Source organism: Nonomuraea sp. CA-143628 (genome assembly GCF_050942315.1).
Taxonomy (GTDB): domain Bacteria; phylum Actinomycetota; class Actinomycetes; order Streptosporangiales; family Streptosporangiaceae; genus Nonomuraea.
Map to the genome: position 1 here is coordinate 4,424,115 of NZ_CP192072.1, position 18,063 is coordinate 4,442,177.

General features: G+C 67.2%; 10 protein-coding genes. 9 read left to right on the forward strand and 1 reads right to left on the reverse strand.

Going from position 1 to position 18,063, the window contains the following annotated elements; genetic code table 11:
- Position 1: 1 nt before the first annotated feature.
- On the forward strand, positions 2-1,504 hold the full coding sequence (locus ACQP2T_RS20450; RefSeq protein ID WP_433517703.1) for a phytoene desaturase family protein: 1,503 nt from the start codon (positions 2-4) through the stop codon (positions 1,502-1,504).
- Here ACQP2T_RS20450 and ACQP2T_RS20455 read toward each other — a convergent pair.
- Positions 1,493-2,068 carry a TetR/AcrR family transcriptional regulator gene (locus tag ACQP2T_RS20455; RefSeq protein WP_433517704.1) on the reverse strand — a complete coding sequence of 192 codons (576 nt, stop codon included), beginning with the start codon at positions 2,066-2,068 and terminating at the stop codon, positions 1,493-1,495. The genes ACQP2T_RS20450 and ACQP2T_RS20455 overlap by 12 nt on opposite strands.
- 89 nt (positions 2,069-2,157) lie before the next feature.
- Here ACQP2T_RS20455 and ACQP2T_RS20460 point away from each other — a divergent pair, with 89 nt between their 5' ends.
- The 8 genes from ACQP2T_RS20460 (at position 2,158) to ACQP2T_RS20495 (ending at position 18,037) form a co-directional block, all read left to right on the forward strand.
- On the forward strand, positions 2,158-3,357 hold the full coding sequence (locus ACQP2T_RS20460) for a cytochrome P450 (protein WP_433517705.1): 1,200 nt from the start codon (positions 2,158-2,160) through the stop codon (positions 3,355-3,357).
- A 64-nt stretch (positions 3,358-3,421) separates the two neighbouring features.
- Entirely contained in the window at positions 3,422-4,117 is a 696-nt protein-coding gene (locus ACQP2T_RS20465; protein WP_433517706.1) for a response regulator transcription factor, read from the forward strand.
- Positions 4,114-5,451, forward strand: coding sequence for a sensor histidine kinase (locus ACQP2T_RS20470; protein ID WP_433517707.1), 1,338 nt, complete (start codon positions 4,114-4,116; stop codon positions 5,449-5,451). The genes ACQP2T_RS20465 and ACQP2T_RS20470 overlap by 4 nt, the downstream gene beginning before the upstream one ends.
- 43 nt (positions 5,452-5,494) lie before the next feature.
- Positions 5,495-6,664, forward strand: coding sequence for a glycosyltransferase (locus ACQP2T_RS20475; RefSeq protein WP_433517708.1), 1,170 nt, complete (start codon positions 5,495-5,497; stop codon positions 6,662-6,664).
- Positions 6,665-6,740: 76 nt separating this feature from the next.
- Positions 6,741-9,113, forward strand: coding sequence for an ArnT family glycosyltransferase (locus tag ACQP2T_RS20480; RefSeq protein WP_433517709.1), 2,373 nt, complete (start codon positions 6,741-6,743; stop codon positions 9,111-9,113).
- Positions 9,114-9,317: 204 nt separating this feature from the next.
- Entirely contained in the window at positions 9,318-9,515 is a 198-nt protein-coding gene (locus ACQP2T_RS20485; RefSeq protein WP_433517710.1) for a hypothetical protein, read from the forward strand.
- Between the two features lie 75 nt (positions 9,516-9,590).
- Entirely contained in the window at positions 9,591-10,367 is a 777-nt protein-coding gene (locus ACQP2T_RS20490; protein WP_433519803.1) for a type II toxin-antitoxin system VapC family toxin, read from the forward strand.
- A 251-nt stretch (positions 10,368-10,618) separates the two neighbouring features.
- Entirely contained in the window at positions 10,619-18,037 is a 7,419-nt protein-coding gene (locus ACQP2T_RS20495; RefSeq protein ID WP_433517711.1) for an RHS repeat-associated core domain-containing protein, read from the forward strand.
- The last annotated feature ends 26 nt before the right edge of the window (positions 18,038-18,063 follow it).

Consider the following 18,063-nt stretch of genomic DNA (forward strand, 5'->3'; position numbering starts at 1 on the left):
TATGGGGTCCTATGACGTCGTTGTCGCGGGTGGCGGGCACAACGGGCTGGTGGCGGCCGCGTACCTGGCGCGGGCCGGGCGGCGGGTGCTGGTGCTGGAGCGGCTCGGGTACGTGGGCGGCCTGGCGATCTCCGCGCGGCCCTTTCCCGGCGTGGACGTACGGTTGTCGCGCTACTCCTACCTGGTCAGCCTCCTCCCCACGGAGATCGTCCGCGACCTGGGGCTCCGCCTGGACCTGCGCCGGCGGCGCTACTCCTCCTACACGCCCCACGGCGACACCGGCCTGCTCGTGGATGACGGCGACGAAGGCGCGACCGCCGCCTCGTTCCGAACCGTCACCGGAGGCGACGCCGACCACCGGGCGTGGCGGGAGTTCTACGGGCTGACCGCCGAGGTGGCCCGGGTCCTGGCGCCCACGTTGCTCGAACCCCTGCGTACCCCGGCCGAGATCGAGCGCTTGGTGGGTGCCGAGGCGTGGCGGGAGCTGTTCCAGCGGCCGATCGGGCAGACGGTGGACGAGCGGTTCGGTGACGACACCGTACGCGGCGTGGTGCTGACCGACGCGCTGATCGGGACGTTCGCCGACCCCGCCGCGGACCTGCTGGCCAACCGGTGCTTCCTCTATCACGTGATCGGCGACGGGACGGGCGACTGGAACGTGCCGGTCGGCGGCATGGGCGCGGTGTCAGGGGCGCTCGAAGCGGCCGCCAGACAGGCGGGCGCCGAGATCAGGACCGGTGCGGAGATCATCGGGATCTCTCCGTCGGGTGAGGTGGCGTTCCGCGCGGACGACGGCGAGCACACGGTCACGGGACGGCACGTGCTGGCCAACCTGCCGCCGGCCGTGCTCGACCGGCTGCTCGGCGCGACGCCGGAGGTGCCCGAGGGCGCCCAGCTGAAGGTCAACATGGTGCTGAGCAGGCTGCCCCGGCTCAAGGACGACTCGGTGGACCCGCGCGCGGCCTTCAGCGGTACGTTCCACATCAACGAGAGCCGCGACCAACTGGCCCGCGCCCACGCGCAGGCGGTGGCGGGCCGGATCCCCGACCTGCCGCCCGCCGAGGTCTACTGCCACTCGCTGACCGACCCGTCGATCCTCGGCCCCGAGCTGCGCGGCCGGGCGGAGACGCTGACACTGTTCGGGCTGCACATGCCCGCCCGCCTGTTCCGCGACAATCCGGACAAGGCGCGGGAGGAGGCGCTCAAGGCCACCCTGGCCTCCATCGACAGCGTGCTGGCCGAGCCGATCGAGAGCTGCCTCCTGCGTGCCCCCGACGGCACACTCTGCGTCGAGGCCAAGTCGCCGGTGGACCTGGAGAACGAGGCGGGCCTGCCCGGCGGCCACATCTTCCACCGGGACCTGAGCTGGCCGTACGCGGAGGAAGGCGGCTGGGGGGTGGAGACCGGGCACGAGCGGATCCTGCTGTGCGGCGCGGGCGCCCGGCGGGGCGGCGGCGTCAGCGGCATCGCCGGCCACAACGCGGCGATGGCCCTACTGACCTGAGGACTCGTGGTCTGAGACCAGCCGGACCGCCACGGTCATGGCGGCGGCGGCCAGCTCGGACGGCGGCAGGTCCATGCCGAACAGCTCCGGCACCCCGCCCAGGATCAGCGCGAACACCGCCAGCCGCGCCTCGAACTGCGCGATCGCGTCGGCCCCCGGCCTGCTCAGCACCGACACCAGCGCGACGATGCGCTCCTGCATCCGGTCGCCCACCGACGACTGGGCGAACGCCCCCTGGTTCATCTGCGCGAAGCGCATCAGCGGCCGCCACTTGTCCTCCAGCAGTTCGGAGATGCGCCGCAGGATCTCCTGCCGGGCCTCGAACGTGTCCGGCTGCTGCGTACGGGCCCACTCCGCCAGCTCGTCGAGCGAGGCGATGAACCCGTCGGCGATGCTGGCGAGAATCTCCTCTTTCGTCCGGAAGTGGTAGTAGAGCGCCGGCCGGGTGATCTCCAGCCGCTCCGCGACCTCCTGCAACGTGGTCTTCTCGTACCCACGCTCGGTGAACAGCTCCATCGCGACCCGCTGGATCCGCTCACGTGTATCGGTCCGCCGCCCTGCCATTCCACTCCGTTCGCTTGACGGCCGGGCCCATCATTGCTTACTTTCGCGTAAGTAAGCAATGCGATTCCGGCTTCGTAGGGAGCAAGACTATGACTACCTCCTTCCCTGTCCCGCGCACGTGCCCGTACGCGCCGCCGCCCGAGTACGAGCGGATGCGCGAGGAGGCGCCGCTCGTGCGAACGTCGCTGCCCAACGGCGACGTCTGGCTGGTCACCAGGTACGCCGAAGCCAGGCAGGTGCTGAACGGCCAGGGCATCAGCACCAGCCCGGCCACCCCCGGCCATCCGAACAACGCCTTCACCACCGAGGAGCCCACCCAGGAGCAGCGCGAGTTCATGGAACGGTTCAGGGTCGGCACCTTCATCGACATGGATCCGCCCGAGCACGGCCGATTCAGGCGGCTGCTCATCCCCGAGTTCACCGTCAGGCGCGTCAAGGAGATGCGGCCCGGCATCCAGCGGACCGCCGACCTGCTCATCGACGACATGCTCGCCAAGGGCCCGGTGGCCGAGCTGGTCGCCGACTTCGGGCTGGCGCTGCCGTCGCTGGTCATCTGCCAGCTGCTCGGCGTGCCGTACAGCGACCACGAGTTCTTCCAGTCGCGTACCCGCATGATGGTGTCGAGCGACGACCCGCAGGCGAGCATCGCGGCGATCATGGAGATCAAGGGCTACCTCGACGGGCTCGTCACCGAGGCCGAGAAGCAGCCCAAGGACGACCTGCTCGGGCGGCTGATCGTGGCAGGAGAGGTGAACCACGACGAGATCGTCGGCATGATCTCGCTGCTGCTCATCGCCGGCCACGAGACCACCGCCAACATGATCCCGCTCGGCGTCCTCACCCTGCTGCGCCACCCTGACCAGCTGGCCAGGCTGCGCGAGGACCCGGGACTGTGGCCGATGGCGATCGAGGAACTGCTGCGCTACCTGTCGATCGTCGACTGGGTGGCCTTCGACCGGGTGGCCATCGAGGACCAGGAGATCGGCGGCCAGCTCGTCAGGAAGGGCGAGGGCATCTTCGTGCTCGGCGCCTCCGCGAACCGGGACGAGCGGGCCTTCGAGCGGCCGGACGAGTTCGACATCGACCGAGGAGCTCGCCACCACGTCGCCTTCGGCTACGGCGTACACCAGTGCCTCGGCCAGAACCTGGCCAGGGCCGAGCTGGAGATCGCCTACCGGACGCTGTTCGAGCGGATCCCGTCGCTGCGACTCGCGGTGGACGAGGAGGAGGTGCCGTTCAAGTACAGTCAGGTCATCTTCGGGGCGAACGCCATGCCCGTCACGTGGTAACACTCATGAAACCGCCCCGGAACCGTTCATGGCGTTCTCATGATGGGGCCTTAGCGTAAAGATTATGAGTGAGCCCGCACGGTTGCTGGTGGTGGACGACGAGCCCGCGTTGCGCGAGGCGCTGCAGTCGAGTCTCGAGTTCGAGGGCTACAAGGTCGTCACCGCCAACGACGGGCAGGCGGCGCTCGACGAGCTGGGGCGCGAGGCGTACGACGCGGTGCTGCTCGACGTCATGATGCCGCGCCTCGACGGGCTGACCGCCTGCCGCCGGCTCAGGGCCATGGGCAACCACATCCCTGTGCTGATGCTGACCGCGCGCGACGCGGTCGGCGACCGGGTCTCCGGGCTCGACGCGGGCGCCGACGACTACCTGGTCAAGCCGTTCGAGCTGGACGAACTGCTGGCCAGGGTCCGCGCCCTGCTGCGGCGGGGCGCGCTCAACTCGGCCGCCCCGGAGGTCACGCTGACCTACGGTGACCTGCGCATGGACCCCGACACCCGCGAGGTCACCAGGGGCGAGCGGCGGCTGGACCTGACCAGGACCGAATACCTGCTGATGGAGCTGTTCCTGACGCACCCGCGCCAGGTGCTGACCCGTGAGCAGATCCTGGGAGAGGTGTGGGGGTTCGACTTCGAGCCGACGTCCAACTCGCTCGACGTGTACGTGATGTACCTGCGGCGCAAGACCGAGGCCGGCGGCGAGCCGCGGGTGATCCACACCGTCCGCGGCGTCGGCTACACCCTCCGGACCGCGCCGTGAGGCGATACAGCCTGCGCTCCCGGCTCACCCTCCTCGTCACGGTCGCCGTGGCGGTGGCCATCGCGGCCTGCGCGGGGTTGTCGTGGTTCATCGTGCGCGAGCAGATGGTCCGCCAGCTCGACCAGACCATCATGGACCCCGAGTCCGGGAAGGATCAGAGATGGCTGAGGGACCATTGCTCGGCGGAGGGAACCCCCGCCGAATACGCCGCCGGCCTGGTGACGTTGCTGTCCGGGGACGGTAGTACCTGCTCGCTGGGCTCGCCAATCGCGGTGACCGAGGAGGACAAACCGGCCATCCCCCACCCCGGCCGGCCGATCTACCGTTACGGCGTCACCAAGGACGGCATGCCGGTGCGCGTCGTGACGGTGAACTTCTCGCCAGGTGTGGCGGTCCTGGAGGCCAGGCCCCTGTTCCACCTTCAGGACACACTGCGCAACACCGCGTTCGCGCTGGCCGCCGTCGCCGCTCTGGGCGTGCTCGGCGCCGGATGGGCGGGCCTGGCCATTTCCCGTACGGCTCTGGCGCCCGTCGGCCGCCTCACCAAGGCTGTCGAGCACATCGCCCAGACCCAGGACCTCGACACCCCCATTCCCGTCAAGGGCAGCGACGAGATCGCCCGGCTGAGCCTGGCGTTCAACGGCATGATCACCGCCCTGGCCGGGTCGCGGGAGCGCCAGCAGCAGCTCGTCGCCGACGCCGGGCACGAGCTACGCACCCCGCTGACCACCCTGCGTACCAACATCGACCTGCTGCTGCGCAGCGAGCAGACCGGCCGCAGCCTGGACCCCGGTGCCAAGGAACGCCTGCTGGTCAACGTGAAGGCCCAGTTCGCCGAGCTCACCGCGCTCGTCGGCGACCTGCTCCAGCTGGCCAGGGGCGACACCGACCACGAGCCGCACGTCGAGCTGGGCCTGCACCAGGTGGTCACGGCCGCCGTCGAACGGGCCAGGCTGCGCGGCGCCGACGTCACGATCGACCTCCAGCCTTGGTACGTCGTCGGCAACGCCGCCTCCTTGGAACGTGCCGTACTCAACCTCATCGACAACGCCGCCAAGTTCAGCCCGGACGGCGAGGTCCAGGTGATCTTGCGACAGGGCGAGCTGACCGTACGCGATCACGGACCCGGCATCCCCGAAGAGGACCTGCCGCACGTCTTCGAGCGCTTCTGGCGCTCCCCGGCCGCGCGCGGCCTGCCCGGCTCCGGGCTCGGGCTGGCGATCGTCGCTCAGGCCGTGGCCGAGGCGAGCGGAAAGGTACGCCTGGAGAACGCCCCCGGTGGCGGCGCGGTCGCGATCATCGAACTGCCCGGGAATCTCACCCCTCACTCATAATCGGCTAATTCCCGTTAAAGACCCCAACGATGGGATCTGGGTCATGCACACAACAGTGAAGACCCGGCTGGTCGAGGTGGTCGTCCCGGTCTACAACGAGCAGCGGGCCCTGCGCGACAGCATCGGCCGGCTGCACGCCTACCTCTCGGGCACCTTCCCCTACGACTACCGCATCACGATCGCCGACAACGCCAGCACCGACGAGACCTGGCAGCTGGCCCTGGAACTGGCCGCCGAACTGCCCCACGTACGGGCCGTACACCTGGACGGCAAGGGACGCGGGCGGGCGCTGCGCCAGGTGTGGTCGGACAGCGACGCGGACGTCGTCAGTTACATGGACGTCGACCTGTCCACCGACCTCGACGCGTTCCTGCCGCTGGTGGCCCCCTTGCTGTCGGGCCACAGCGACCTGGCCATCGGCACCCGGCTGGCCAGGGCGTCGCGGGTGGTGCGTGGGCCGAAGCGCGAGTTCATCTCCCGCTCCTACAACCTGCTGCTCCACTCGGTCATGGGCGCGAAGTTCTCCGACGCCCAGTGCGGCTTCAAGGCCGTACGCACCGAGATCGCGCAGGCGCTGCTGCCCGCCGTCGAGGACGAGCAGTGGTTCTTCGACACCGAACTGCTGCTGCTGGCCGAGCGGCACGGGCTGCGCATCCACGAGGTACCCGTGGACTGGGTGGACGATCCCGACAGCCGGGTGGACGTCTTCCAGACCGCCATGGACGACCTGCGCGGCCTGGTCAGGGTGGCTCGCAAGACGTTGTCCGGCGCGGCCCGCATCCCGGTGCCCGCTCGGGTGTCGGAGGCCCAGCTGCCGCGTGGGATGGCGGCGCAGCTGCCCAGGTTCGCGGTCGTGGGTGTGGTGAGCACCCTTGCCTACCTGCTGCTGTTCTCGGGGCTGCGGCAGGCGATCCCGGTGCTCGCGGCCAACGCGATCGCGCTACTGGTGACGGCCGTGGCCAACACCGCCGCCAACCGCCGCTTCACCTTCGGCGTGACGGGATCGGCGGGGGCCATGCGGCACCAGTTCGAGGGGCTGATCGCGTTCCTTGTGGGGCTGGCGCTGACCTCGGGTGGGCTGGCGCTGCTGCCGGACGGGGTTTCTCACGGGGTGGAGCTGGTCGCGGTCGTGGTCGCCAACGCGCTGGCCACACTGGTCCGCTTTCTGCTGCTGCGCGTCTGGGTCTTCAACCCTCGCCGGAGGGCGTCATGACGATGACCCTCGACCGTCCGACGCACGTGCGTGTTTTCAGCCCTCGCCCTCGCTTTCGCCCTCGCCGGAGGATGGCATGACCACGACGACCCTTGACCGTCTGGGTCACCACCGTATGTCCCGTCCAGCCCAGATCTGGCGCGGCGCCCCGCAGGACCCCCGCTGGTCCCGGCCCGCGCTCTGGGCCGTCCTGGCCGTCGCCCTCGTCCTCTACACTTGGGCACTGAGCGGCAACGCCAACGAGTACTACTCCGCCGCCATCCTGTCGGGCACCAAGAGCTGGAAGGCGTTCTTCTTCGGCGCGATCGACTCCGGCTCCTTCATCACCGTCGACAAGCCGCCGCTGGCGCTGTGGGTGATGGGCCTGTCGGCGCGGATCTTCGGCTTCTCGACCTGGAGCATGCTGATCCCGCAGGCACTGGCTGGCGTGGCCTCCGTCGGTCTGGTCTTCTCCGCCGTACGCCGGGCCTATCCCGTCGTCGTGTCTGCCCACTCGGAGGTACGGCAGGCACACGTGGCGGGCCTGATCGCGGCCGTGGTCATGACCCTCACCCCGATCACCGTGGCGATCAACCGCGACAACAACCCCGACACGATCCTGGTGCTGCTGCTCGTCCTGGCCGCCTGGTTCTGCTTGGAGTCGCTGCGCACCGGGCGGCTGCGGTCGCTGCTGGTGTGCGCGCTGTTCGTGGGGCTGGCGTTCAACGTCAAGATGCTGCAGGCGTATCTGGTGGTGCCTGCTTTCGCGCTGGCGTACCTGCTGTGTGCGCGGGTTTCGTGGGTCAAGCGGGTCGGGCATCTGCTGGCGGCGGGGGCCGTGATGGCGGTGTCGAGCGCCTGGTGGATGGTGATCGTCGACCTGTGGCCCGCGGACTCGCGGCCGTACGTCGGGGGCTCGACCGACAACACCGTCTGGGACCTGGTCATCGGCTACAACGGCCTGGGCCGGATCTTCGGTCAGGGCGGCGGCTCGGGTGGCGGCGGGTTCGGTGGCGGGGGTGGGGCCTCGTTCGGCGGTGCCGCTGGGGCCGATCGGCTGTTCAACGAGACGATGGCGGGCCAGATCTCCTGGCTGCTGCCGTTCTGCGGCCTGGCCCTGGTGTTCGCGCTGACCGCCCGGTGGCGACGTGCCAAGTTCACTGCGCCGCAAGGGACCGAAAACGCCCGGTGGCGACGCGCCAAGCCCACTGCGCCGCAAGGGACCGACACGGACAGGAGCACCGTCGCCATGCCTGGGGCCGCTGCGGGCGCGAGCGTCCCTGCCAAGCCTGGGGCGGCCACGCCTTGGATCGGCCTGGTCACGCCCGAGGTCGGCACTGTGCCCGAGGTCGGTACCGCGTCCAAGGCCGGCACAACGCCGCAGGTCGGCACTGCGCCCAAGGGCGGCACCGCGTCCGAGGCCACTTCTGCTTCCATAGCCGCTGGCGCTTCGAGGTCCGCCGCTCAGCCTGGGGCAAGCCTCGCCGCGTGGCTGGTCTGGGGTGGCTGGCTCGTCGTGCACTTCATGGTGTTCAGCTTCGCCAGCGGCACCTTCCACCCGTACTACACGACCGCCATGGCACCCGCCGTCGCCGCCGTCACCGCTTTCGGCGGGCTGGCCATGTGGGACGCGTACCGCCAGTCCGGGGTGTGGGGCTGGGCGCTACCTCTGGGGGTCGCCGTCACGGGTGGGTGGTCGTTCGCGGTGCTCCGCCGTACGCCCGACTTCCTGCCGTGGCTGGCCTGGCTGGTCCTCGCCGCCACCGTGGTCGCGACGGCCGGACTCGTACTGGCCAGATTCCGGCGCGAGATTGCGGTACGACTGGTCGCGGTCGCGCTGGCGGCGGCAATGATCGCCGGACTCGCCGGACCGGCCGCGTACGCGGTGTCACCCTTGGGATCGCAGGTCAACGGCTCTAACCCGACAGCGGGACCATCCACGGGCGGAATGGGCTTCGGCCCTGGAGGCGGCTTCGGCGGCCAGATGCGCCCCGGCCAGGACGGTCAGCCACCGACAATGGGCCAGGGCCAGCCTCAGGACGGTCAGTTCCCGAACGGGCAGACTCAGAACGGCCAGACTCAGGAGGGGCAAGACGCGGGGCGGCGGTTCGGGCGAATGGGCGGCGGCGGTCCCGGCGGCGACGTCAGCAGCTCGATGATCTCCTACTTGACGGCCAACCAGGGCGAAGCCGAGTGGCTCGTCGCGGTGAGCAGCGCCATGCAGGCATCGTCGATCATCCTGTCCACGGGCAAGCCGGTCATGGCCATGGGCGGCTTCACCGGCAGCGACCCCGCTATGACCGTCACCCGCCTCAAGGAGCTGGTGGCGTCCGGCAAGCTCCGCTATGTGCTGGCCGGCGGCGACGACCGAGGCGGCCCCGGCAGGGGCAACAACGAGGTCACCACCTGGGTGCAGGCCAACTGCAAGGCCGTGACCGGCCAGGACGGGCTGTACGACTGCACCGCATGATCCGAGGCAGGGGCGCCGCGCTCAATGGCGGCGCGGCGCCCCAGCGTCACCCACCTCGAACAGCAATACGGCGTCGCAGGCCAAACGGACCGGATGCGAACATGGCGGCGATAGAGGAAACGAAGAGTGAAAGCCCAGCATCCACGAGGGCTGGGCATCGTATGCTGAGTTCTGCCAGCTAGCAGCGCTCCGGAGGAGGCCCTCTTGAGCACATCCGGAGCAGACCACCTCGCCTACCCGCCGATCAGGCCCCGCTTGTCAGTCGAGGAGTTGCTCGCGGCCAAGAACACCCAGCCGATCCGCTCCGTGGAAGACCTCGCCGCCGACAACTTCGAGTCGGACGAGGAACTGGAGGAGTTCCTGGCCTTCACCTACGCCGAGCGCCATCGCGAAGTAACCTGAACCGACGCCGCGCAACCTGTCATCTTCGACACCGACGTCGCCTCGCTGATCCACAAGCGCAAACTCGCCGGCCCGCTGGCCACCCGCCTGATCGGCCGTAAGCCGCTGATCACTTTCGTGACCTTCGGCGAGCTGACCAAGTGGGCCGAGATCCGCCGCTGGGGCACCCGCAGCCGCCAGGAGCTGGCCGACTGGCTCTCTGATATCCCGATCCTGCCCGGTGACGAGCCGGTCGCGGCGATGTGGGGCCGGCTGTCGGCCGCCGACATCCAGCGTGGACGCCCCCGCCCGATCAACGACATGTGGATCGCCGCCTGCTGCCTCACCTACGACCTGCCGCTGGCCACGCTTAACCTCAAGGACTACGAGGACTTCAAGGCCCCCACGGTCTGCGCATCCTCGGAACCGACTAGCCCCCGCGAGCGCTCGCCCTCGGCGACGAAGTGGCCGGGTTCCGGCTTCCGAGCGGTGATCTCTGGCAGGGCGTGGCCCATGGCGGGCAACGCGGAGGCCGACCTGGCCCGGATCGCCCGAAGTCAGCCGGATTTACACGGCGACGACCGGGGCGGCCCAGGCCGGGGAAACACTGAGGTCGCCAGCTGGGTGACGGCCAACTGCAAGGTCGTGACCGGCCAGGACGGTTGTACGACTGCTCCTCATGATCTAGCCAAGGGGCCGCGATCCGTAGCGATGCGGCGCCCCAGCGCGCCTTCAAGCGGCGGAGAGTGCCTCCAAGGAACCGCAGCTCTGGCGTACGCGGACAAGCAATCCGTGGGCTCGGTTCAGCTGGCCGATGATGCCCTGAACTTGCCACTGGCCTCTTCTAAACGCCTTTCTGCCCAGCAAACCTGAGAGATCTATCACTCCTTCGCTCGTCATGCGCATACATGTCACCATGCACGCCTGATCATGCGGTAAGTCGCATTCCGTGACTCTTGATCGCAAAAATCGATCTTGTGTCCGTTTTATGCGCAGCTTACGCTTTGCCCGTTTGGCAATCTTGCTCCGAGCCGCATGGGTCAAGAATCTTCGGGTTCGTACCGGGTGGGTGGAGCTTCGTCCGGCGCTGCGAGGCGCCCCGCGTGGTTCGGAGTGTGACGGCTATGCGCCGGTTGTTGTCATGGGTTCGTATTGGGATTGCGGTCGTCCTTGTCACTTTGCTGCCGAGTTTGTTATCTCTGACCGCTGTACCGGTTGCCGCGCAGGCAGAGGTGGTCAGTGAGATCGCGGATTCGCAGGCTGCGCCGGTCACGCCCAAGCAGATGATGGGGTCGGCCAGTCGTGTGCCGAGTTTGGTGCGTACGTCTGCCGTTCCATCTGGCGAAGACACAGTCACGGCGAGAGGAAAGCGCGTGCGGGGCGCGCTGCCGTTGGAGATGCGTCCCGCGGTGCGGCGGGAGGCGAAGAAATCGGATCTTCCGGCCGGAGTGCAGCGTGCGGAGCTGGCGGATCAGCAGACAGGGCCGTTGGGTGATACCTGGCCGATGATCGATAGTGCCTATCCGGAGCCTGGGGCGCTGGTGAGCGCGACGCCGCTGCTGCAGTTGGAGTACACACGGATCGGGGCGGGGACGGGCGTTCCCAAGGGGTTGGACATCTCGTTCAAGATCTGTGAGGTTCTGGAGGACTCTGGTCTCCCTCCGATCCCTCCGTTCCCGCCTGCCCCCACACCGGTGTGCGTGGAGTCCGGTTGGCTGGGATGGGTGCACACCTGGCGGGTTCCGGCGGGCAAATTGGAGTGGGGCAAGCAATACGAGTGGTCGGCGCGGGTCCGCGACCTGGACTCTGGCGCTACGGCTGATAGCGACAAGTTCGTGCTGACGACGGGGGCGCGTCAGCCACTGACCAGCGCGCATCTGGGGGAGCGGGCCGGTGAGGGGCAGGAGTTCTCACCGATCGTGGGCAACTACACCTCCAGCTTCGTGGACGCGCGGGTAGCCGTGGCAGGGCCGCCGCTGACAGTGGCCCGCACATACAACAGCCTGGACGCGCGTACCGACGGGATCTTCGGGGCGGGCTGGTCGACGCAGTGGGACATGAAGGTTGTCGCGGAGCGGACGGGTACGGCGGTTACCGGGCTACTGGTGACCTATCCGGACGGTCGGCGGGTGCGGTTCGCCAACCGCGGCAATGGCACATATCAGCCGCCGCCGGGGATGAAGGATGCGCTAGCCGACGTGACTGGTGGCGGCTGGCGATTGATGGATACCTCGTCGAATGTGTACACCTTCGACGTGGCGGGCCGGCTGACGAAGATCGCTGATCGGCGGGGGCGCAGTCAGACGCTGACGTACGGGAGCGATGGCACTTTCAGTCAGATCACCGGTGCCGGCGGGCGGGCGCTGCACTTCACGTGGAACGGATCGCGGGTGGCGTCGGTGTCGACCGATCCAGTCGATGGCCAGGCGTTGACGTGGAACTACACCTACATCGGCGGCAATCTGGACACGGTCTGCGCGCCGGTGGCGGCGCCGAACTGCACCAAGTACAGCTATGCGGACGGATCGCGTTACCAGAGCATCGTGCTGGATGCCGAGCCGGTGGGGTATTGGCGGCTGGGAGACAGCACGGATTCGTCGGCGGCCAACCTGGGCAGCGAAGGCGGTGCCGGCGTCTACACCACGGTGACCGTGGGCCAGCCGGGTGCCCTGGAGGGCAGCACGGACACGGCCGTCGGCTTCACCAAATCCTCCGTGATGCTGCCGCCCGACCAACTGGTCCATGCGCGGGATCAACTGTCGATCGAGGGCTGGTTCAAAACCTCGCAGAACGGCATCATCTATTCTGCTGGTGATTCCGTCCGTCAGTATGGTGGTTCCAAGCCGGTTCTTTATGTCGGCACGGACGGGAAGTTGCGCGGTGAGTTAGGCGATGTCAGGAATAGCGCTGGCACTTTCGTGTACACGCCGATTACCTCCGCTGGTGCGGTAAACGACAACCAATGGCATCACACGGTCCTCACCGTGTCGGGCACGCAACAGAAGATGTTCCTGGACGGTCAGCTTGTCGGCCAGCTGAACGGCGATATCTATCGGGACTATCTCGACTCCGGCTACATCGGCAGCGGGGACAAGGCCATCTCGTGGTCCGACGTCCCGGGCGGTCAGACAGCCTCAGGCGTGTTCGCGTTCAAGGGATCGATCGACGAGGTCGCGCAATACGACAGGCCGCTGAGCGACGCGGAGATTCAGGCGCACTGGGCGGCTCGCACCAAGGTCGCCAACAAGCTGACGCAGACCACGCTGCCGTCCGGCCGGATCTGGGCCAAGAACACCTACGATCAGGGCACCGACCGGCTCAAGACACACATCGACCGTAACGGCGGCACCTGGCAGATCGGCCAGTCCGAGATCGACTGGTTGGAGCATGAAACCACGATCACGGTGACCGACCCGCGCAACGGTACGGTGAAATACAGCTATGACAGCGGGCGCGGTGACAGGCTGGTGTATGGGCAAGATCAACGTGGCGCCAAGACCAGCTACGAATACGACACCGGTGGTTTCACAGCGAAGGTGACCGACGGTAACGGCAACGTCTTCCAGCAATCGAATGACAAGCGCGGCAACCCAATCGAGGGTAAGTCATGCCGTACGACGTCCAGTTGCCAGACCGCTTATGCCAGCTATTACTTCAACAAGGACGACGAGTTCGATCCGCGCAACGACAAGATGCTCATCTACCGTGACGCACGCTCGGCCAACGCGGACAGCAACACGTACGCCACCAACTTGGAGTACAACCAGTACGGTGAGCAGCTCAAGGAGACGTCCCCGGCCACGCCGGACTTCCCCAACGGCCGTTCGACCAGCGTCACCTACACCGACGGCAGCGAGGCGGCGATCGGCGGCGGCTCCACCCCGGCAGGCCTGATCGCCTCGCAAACCGACGCCCGGGGCAACACCTGGACCTATCGCTACACCGCCGCCGGAGATCTCGCCGAGCAGAGCAATCCCGCCGGTCTGCTGGTCAAGCTGAGCTACGACGCTCTGGGGCGGCTACGCGAGAAGTCAGAGGTATCACAAGCTCATCCGGACGGGGTGAAGACCGCCTTCACCTATGACGGACTGGGCCGCCCCGCGACACAGACCGAGCCCGGCGTGAAGAACGAGGTCTCCCAGGTCACGCACACCAAGCGCACCACGTTCGCCTACGACCCGGACGGCAACAAGCTCAGCGACACCATCACCGACCTGACCGGCGGAGATGCCGAGCGTGCCACCGTCTACACCTACGACACCCACGGCAAACTCGAAACGACCACCGATCCCGAGGGCGGCGTCGTCCGGCAATCCTGGAACGCGATTGGCCAACTGGCCACGACCACCGACGCCCGCGGCGCGTTAGTGGAATACGGGTACGACGGGCGCGGCCTACTCCTCTCGCGCACGTTGAAGGGCTGGACCGGCAGCCCGGTCAACCCGCAACCGGCCAAGGACGAGGTTCTGGAGTCGTTCACCTACGACCCAGGCGGCCGCCTTGAAACTCAGACGGACGCGATGCGCCGCACGACCTCCTACAGCTACTTCAAAGACAACCTGCTGGAGAAGAAGACTGCCGCAGGCGCCCTGCTGAACGACTCCACGACCACTACCAGCGATGTGGTGCTGGAGAATCACACCTATGACGCGGCAGGCAACCAGACCCGACTGGTCACCGGCGGTGATAAGTCGATCACCACCGACTATGTCTATGACGCCGCCAGCCGACTGACCTCACAGACTTTCGATCCCTCAAGCCTGGCCCGCAAAACGGCCTTCGTCTATGACGCCAACGGCAATGTGCTCAAGTCCACCCGCACCGGCACCGGCTCCACTCGGGCCGAGGTGACCGAGTACGCCTACAACAAGGTCAACCAGCCCAACAAGACCACCGTGGAGAACGGTGACCAAGACCTGGTCTCCACCACCACGTACGACGAGCGCGGCCTGGCCGTCGCCAGCACCGACCCGCGCGGCAACGCCACCGGCGCGAATGCGGCCGACTTCACCACCACCATGCGCTACGACGCGCTGGGCCGGCTGATCGAGGCGAGCGGCCCCCAGGTCAAGGTAGAAAAGGCCGGCACATCCAGCGACGCGCATCCCACCGCCCACTTTGGCTACGACGCGTTCGGCGCCAAGACACACGAGACCGACGCCGAAGGCCGTACGGTCAGCTCGGTCTTCGACAAGGCCGGACGGCTGACCAGCCAGAGCGCACCCAGCTATACCCCGCCGGGCGGCAGCGCCATCACCCCCACCACCGCGCACACCTACGACCTGGCCGGTCAGCTGATCACCACGACCGACCCGCGCGGCTACGTCACGACGTTCGAGTACGACAAGCTCGGCCGCCAGGTCCGCATCACCGACCCCGCCCCAGACGGGCAGAGCCCCGGCCGGTCGATCATCGAGTACTACATGGACGGCTCGAAGAAGGCGACCGTCGACCCCACTGGCGCGCGCAGCGAGGCCACCTACGACGGTCTGGGCCGTCAGGTCACCCAGACGCAGATCGAGCGCAAGCCGGCCGCGGCCGTTTACACCACCAAGCTGTTCTATAACCAGGCTGGCTTCCTCTACAAAACAGAGGCGCCCGGCACCAAGACCATCGACTACTCGCCGAACGCGGCTGGTGAAGTCGAGACACAGATCGTCGCGAAGGGCACGGCCACGGCGATCACCACCACGATGCAGTACGACCTGGCCGGCCGCCTGATCAAGACCGCCGACGGGCGAGGCAACTCCACCACCACCGAGTACGACCTGGCCGGCCGCAAGATCGCTGCGAAGGACCTGGAAGGCGCGACGGTCCGGCGCACCACCAGCGCTGGCTACGACCCGGCTGGCAACCAGACCAGTGCTACTTCCGGCGAAGGCCACACCACCAAGCAGACCTTCGACGCCCTCAACCGCGCCACCTCGCTGATCGAGCCGACCTCGGCCACCGACTCGATCACCACCAGCTTCGGCTACGACGCCACCGGCGCCCGCACGCGGCTCACCGACGGCCGCGGCAACGCCACCTGGACCACCTACAACAGCCTTGCACTAGCCGAAACGGTCACCGAACCGGCCACCACCGCCCACCCGAACGCCGCCGACCGTACCTGGACCACCGGCTATGACGCGGCCGGCAACCCCAATGTGGTCATCCAGCCCGGCGGGGTGCGCATCGACCGCACCTTCGACCACCTCGGCCGGCTCACCAAGGAGAGCGGCGCGGGCGGCGGCGCCGCCACTGCGGAGCGCACCTTCGGCTACGACCTGGCCGACCGCCCCACCACTATCGGCGACCTGACCGTCGACTACAACGACCGCACCCTGCCCCTGTCGATCAAGCGCGGCGCAACTCAGCTGACCGGCTACGCCTACGACGGCCTCGGCCAACCAACCCAACGCGTGGACGCCGCCGGTACCGCCATCTTCACCTGGGACGCCAACAACCGCCCGGCCACCGCCACCGACCCGGTCACCGGCCGCAAACTCACCTACGGCTACGACGCGGCCGACAACCTGTCCTCGCTGACAGCCACCACCGGTACCACCACGGTCGACACCCAGATCTTCACCTATGACTATGCCGACCGTCTGGACTCCCAGACGCTGCGCAAGGGCAGCAGCACCGGTACCCAACTCGCCAAGATCACGTACGGCTGGGACAAGGACGACAACCTCACCACCAAGACCACCGCCGGGTTGGCGGGAGCGGGCACTAACACCTACGGCTATGACCACGCCGGACGCTTAACCTCCTGGACCGCCCCAGGTGGCACCACCACAGCCTACGAGTGGGACAAGTCCGGAAACCGCACTAAGGCCGGCACCAAGACCTACGTCTACGACGAACGCAACCGCCTAACCTCAGGCGACGGCACCGACTACACCTACACCCCGCGCGGCACCCTGGCCACGGAAACCAAAGCCGGCGCCACCACCAACTACACCTTCGACGCCTTCGACCGGCTCATCGCCGACGGCGACTCGCTGTACAGCTACGACGCCCTCGACCGCGTCAACTCGCGCATGAAGGGGGCAGTCAAGCAGAATTTCGCCTACGCCGGACTGAGTAACGACCTGGCCGCCGTGACTGACAGCAGCGGCGCGGTCCAGGCCAAGTACGGCCGCGATGCAGGAGGCACGCTCCTCGGCCAGCAAGAGGGCACCAACCCCGCCCTGGCCACGCTGACTGACCTGCACGGCGACCTGGTCGCCACCTACAGCACCACCGCGCTGGCCACCACCACCGCCTATGACCCGTTCGGTACCGTCACTGCCCAAACCGGCGTCAAGACCACCCTCGGATATCAGGGCGAATACACCGACCCGGACACCGGCAAGGTCAACATGCACGCCCGCTGGTACCAGCCTCGCACCGGCACCTTCACCAGTCGCGACACTGCCATCCTTAAGCCCAGCCCATCCGTGAAAGCCAACCGCTACACCTACGCCAACGCCTCTCCCCTGACCGGCACCGACCCTACCGGTCACGCCACCATTGTCATCTCCGGCGATGCGGTTGGCAGCACTTGGGACTCGCCCTACACGCCAGGCGCCGACCACCAAACAGCCATCGACTACTACGCCCAGCATGGCATCGTCCAGGCCACAGGCGCAGGAAGCGGACTGTGCATCGGCAGCTGCGGCTCAATCGGCAACTACTCGGCCGGTGCCATCGCCTGCGATATCTGGGGATGCGCCGGCGCCATCGTCGACCCGAGCTGGGTCCGGTACATCGAGCTGGAGACGGAGAAGAAATACTGGTTCGGTGACGACGAACTCAAGAGATTGGGCTGGAAGGTCATGCATAACGGCAGGCCAGTCGAGAAGGGCGTGCCTTATTGGAAGATGTCGAAGGAAGCACAAGAAAACTTCCTGGAGCTCTACGTGCCTTACCTCAAGTCCGCTGAGGAATACCAGATCCTTGCAGGACTGGCAATGCTGGCAGCGGGCGACCTAGACCGATACATAGCGTCCGGCCCGGCTGCGGGGGATTATTCGGCGGCGAAAAAGGCAGGAGTCCCCGAATGGCTCGCTGGCGTATTCAACAGCATGCAGAAAGGAGTAGGGGCTGCCGTCGGATTCATCAAAGATCTTGGTGCCAAGGCGATCGAGATCGGAGAAAAAGCCTTCCGTAAGCTCTACCCTTACATACCCAAGAATGTCGTCGCCGCTATATTCGCCAATAGCAACCTCAGGGACGTAGAACGCGCCGTCATGGACTGGGCTGATTTGGTAGGGGGAAATTGCGGCACACATCGCGGGATGTTGATGTGTACGGGGATGCCGGATAAGTGGATCCCGAATGGGCGTAGCGGTTATACGATCGCCGGTGTATTCGTTACCAAGCTATGGTCAAAGGAAATCGACGAGAAGCTTGCCAATCACGAGAAGGTTCATCGCGACCAGTGGTACTACTATGCCAATCAAACCGGATACTGGTTCACCTTCCCCATTCTCTATGCGGCCGCCGGATCCAACGCATGCAAGAACCGCTTTGAAATAGAAGCGGGCCTGGGCGATGGCCGGTACACCTGTTGACTTACCGTAACACTGTCGCGAGGATC

What these genes read in the sequence shown, in the direction of transcription:
- ACQP2T_RS20450 (WP_433517703.1), top strand. Translation starts at nt 2, where the DNA reads ATGGGGTCCTATGACGTCGTTGTCGCGGGTGGCGGGCACAACGGGCTG.
- ACQP2T_RS20455 (WP_433517704.1), bottom strand. Translation starts at nt 2,068, where the DNA reads ATGGCAGGGCGGCGGACCGATACACGTGAGCGGATCCAGCGGGTCGCG.
- ACQP2T_RS20460 (WP_433517705.1), top strand. Translation starts at nt 2,158, where the DNA reads ATGACTACCTCCTTCCCTGTCCCGCGCACGTGCCCGTACGCGCCGCCG.
- ACQP2T_RS20465 (WP_433517706.1), top strand. Translation starts at nt 3,422, where the DNA reads ATGAGTGAGCCCGCACGGTTGCTGGTGGTGGACGACGAGCCCGCGTTG.
- ACQP2T_RS20475 (WP_433517708.1), top strand. Translation starts at nt 5,495, where the DNA reads ATGCACACAACAGTGAAGACCCGGCTGGTCGAGGTGGTCGTCCCGGTC.
- ACQP2T_RS20480 (WP_433517709.1), top strand. Translation starts at nt 6,741, where the DNA reads ATGACCACGACGACCCTTGACCGTCTGGGTCACCACCGTATGTCCCGT.
- ACQP2T_RS20495 (WP_433517711.1), top strand. Translation starts at nt 10,619, where the DNA reads ATGCGCCGGTTGTTGTCATGGGTTCGTATTGGGATTGCGGTCGTCCTT.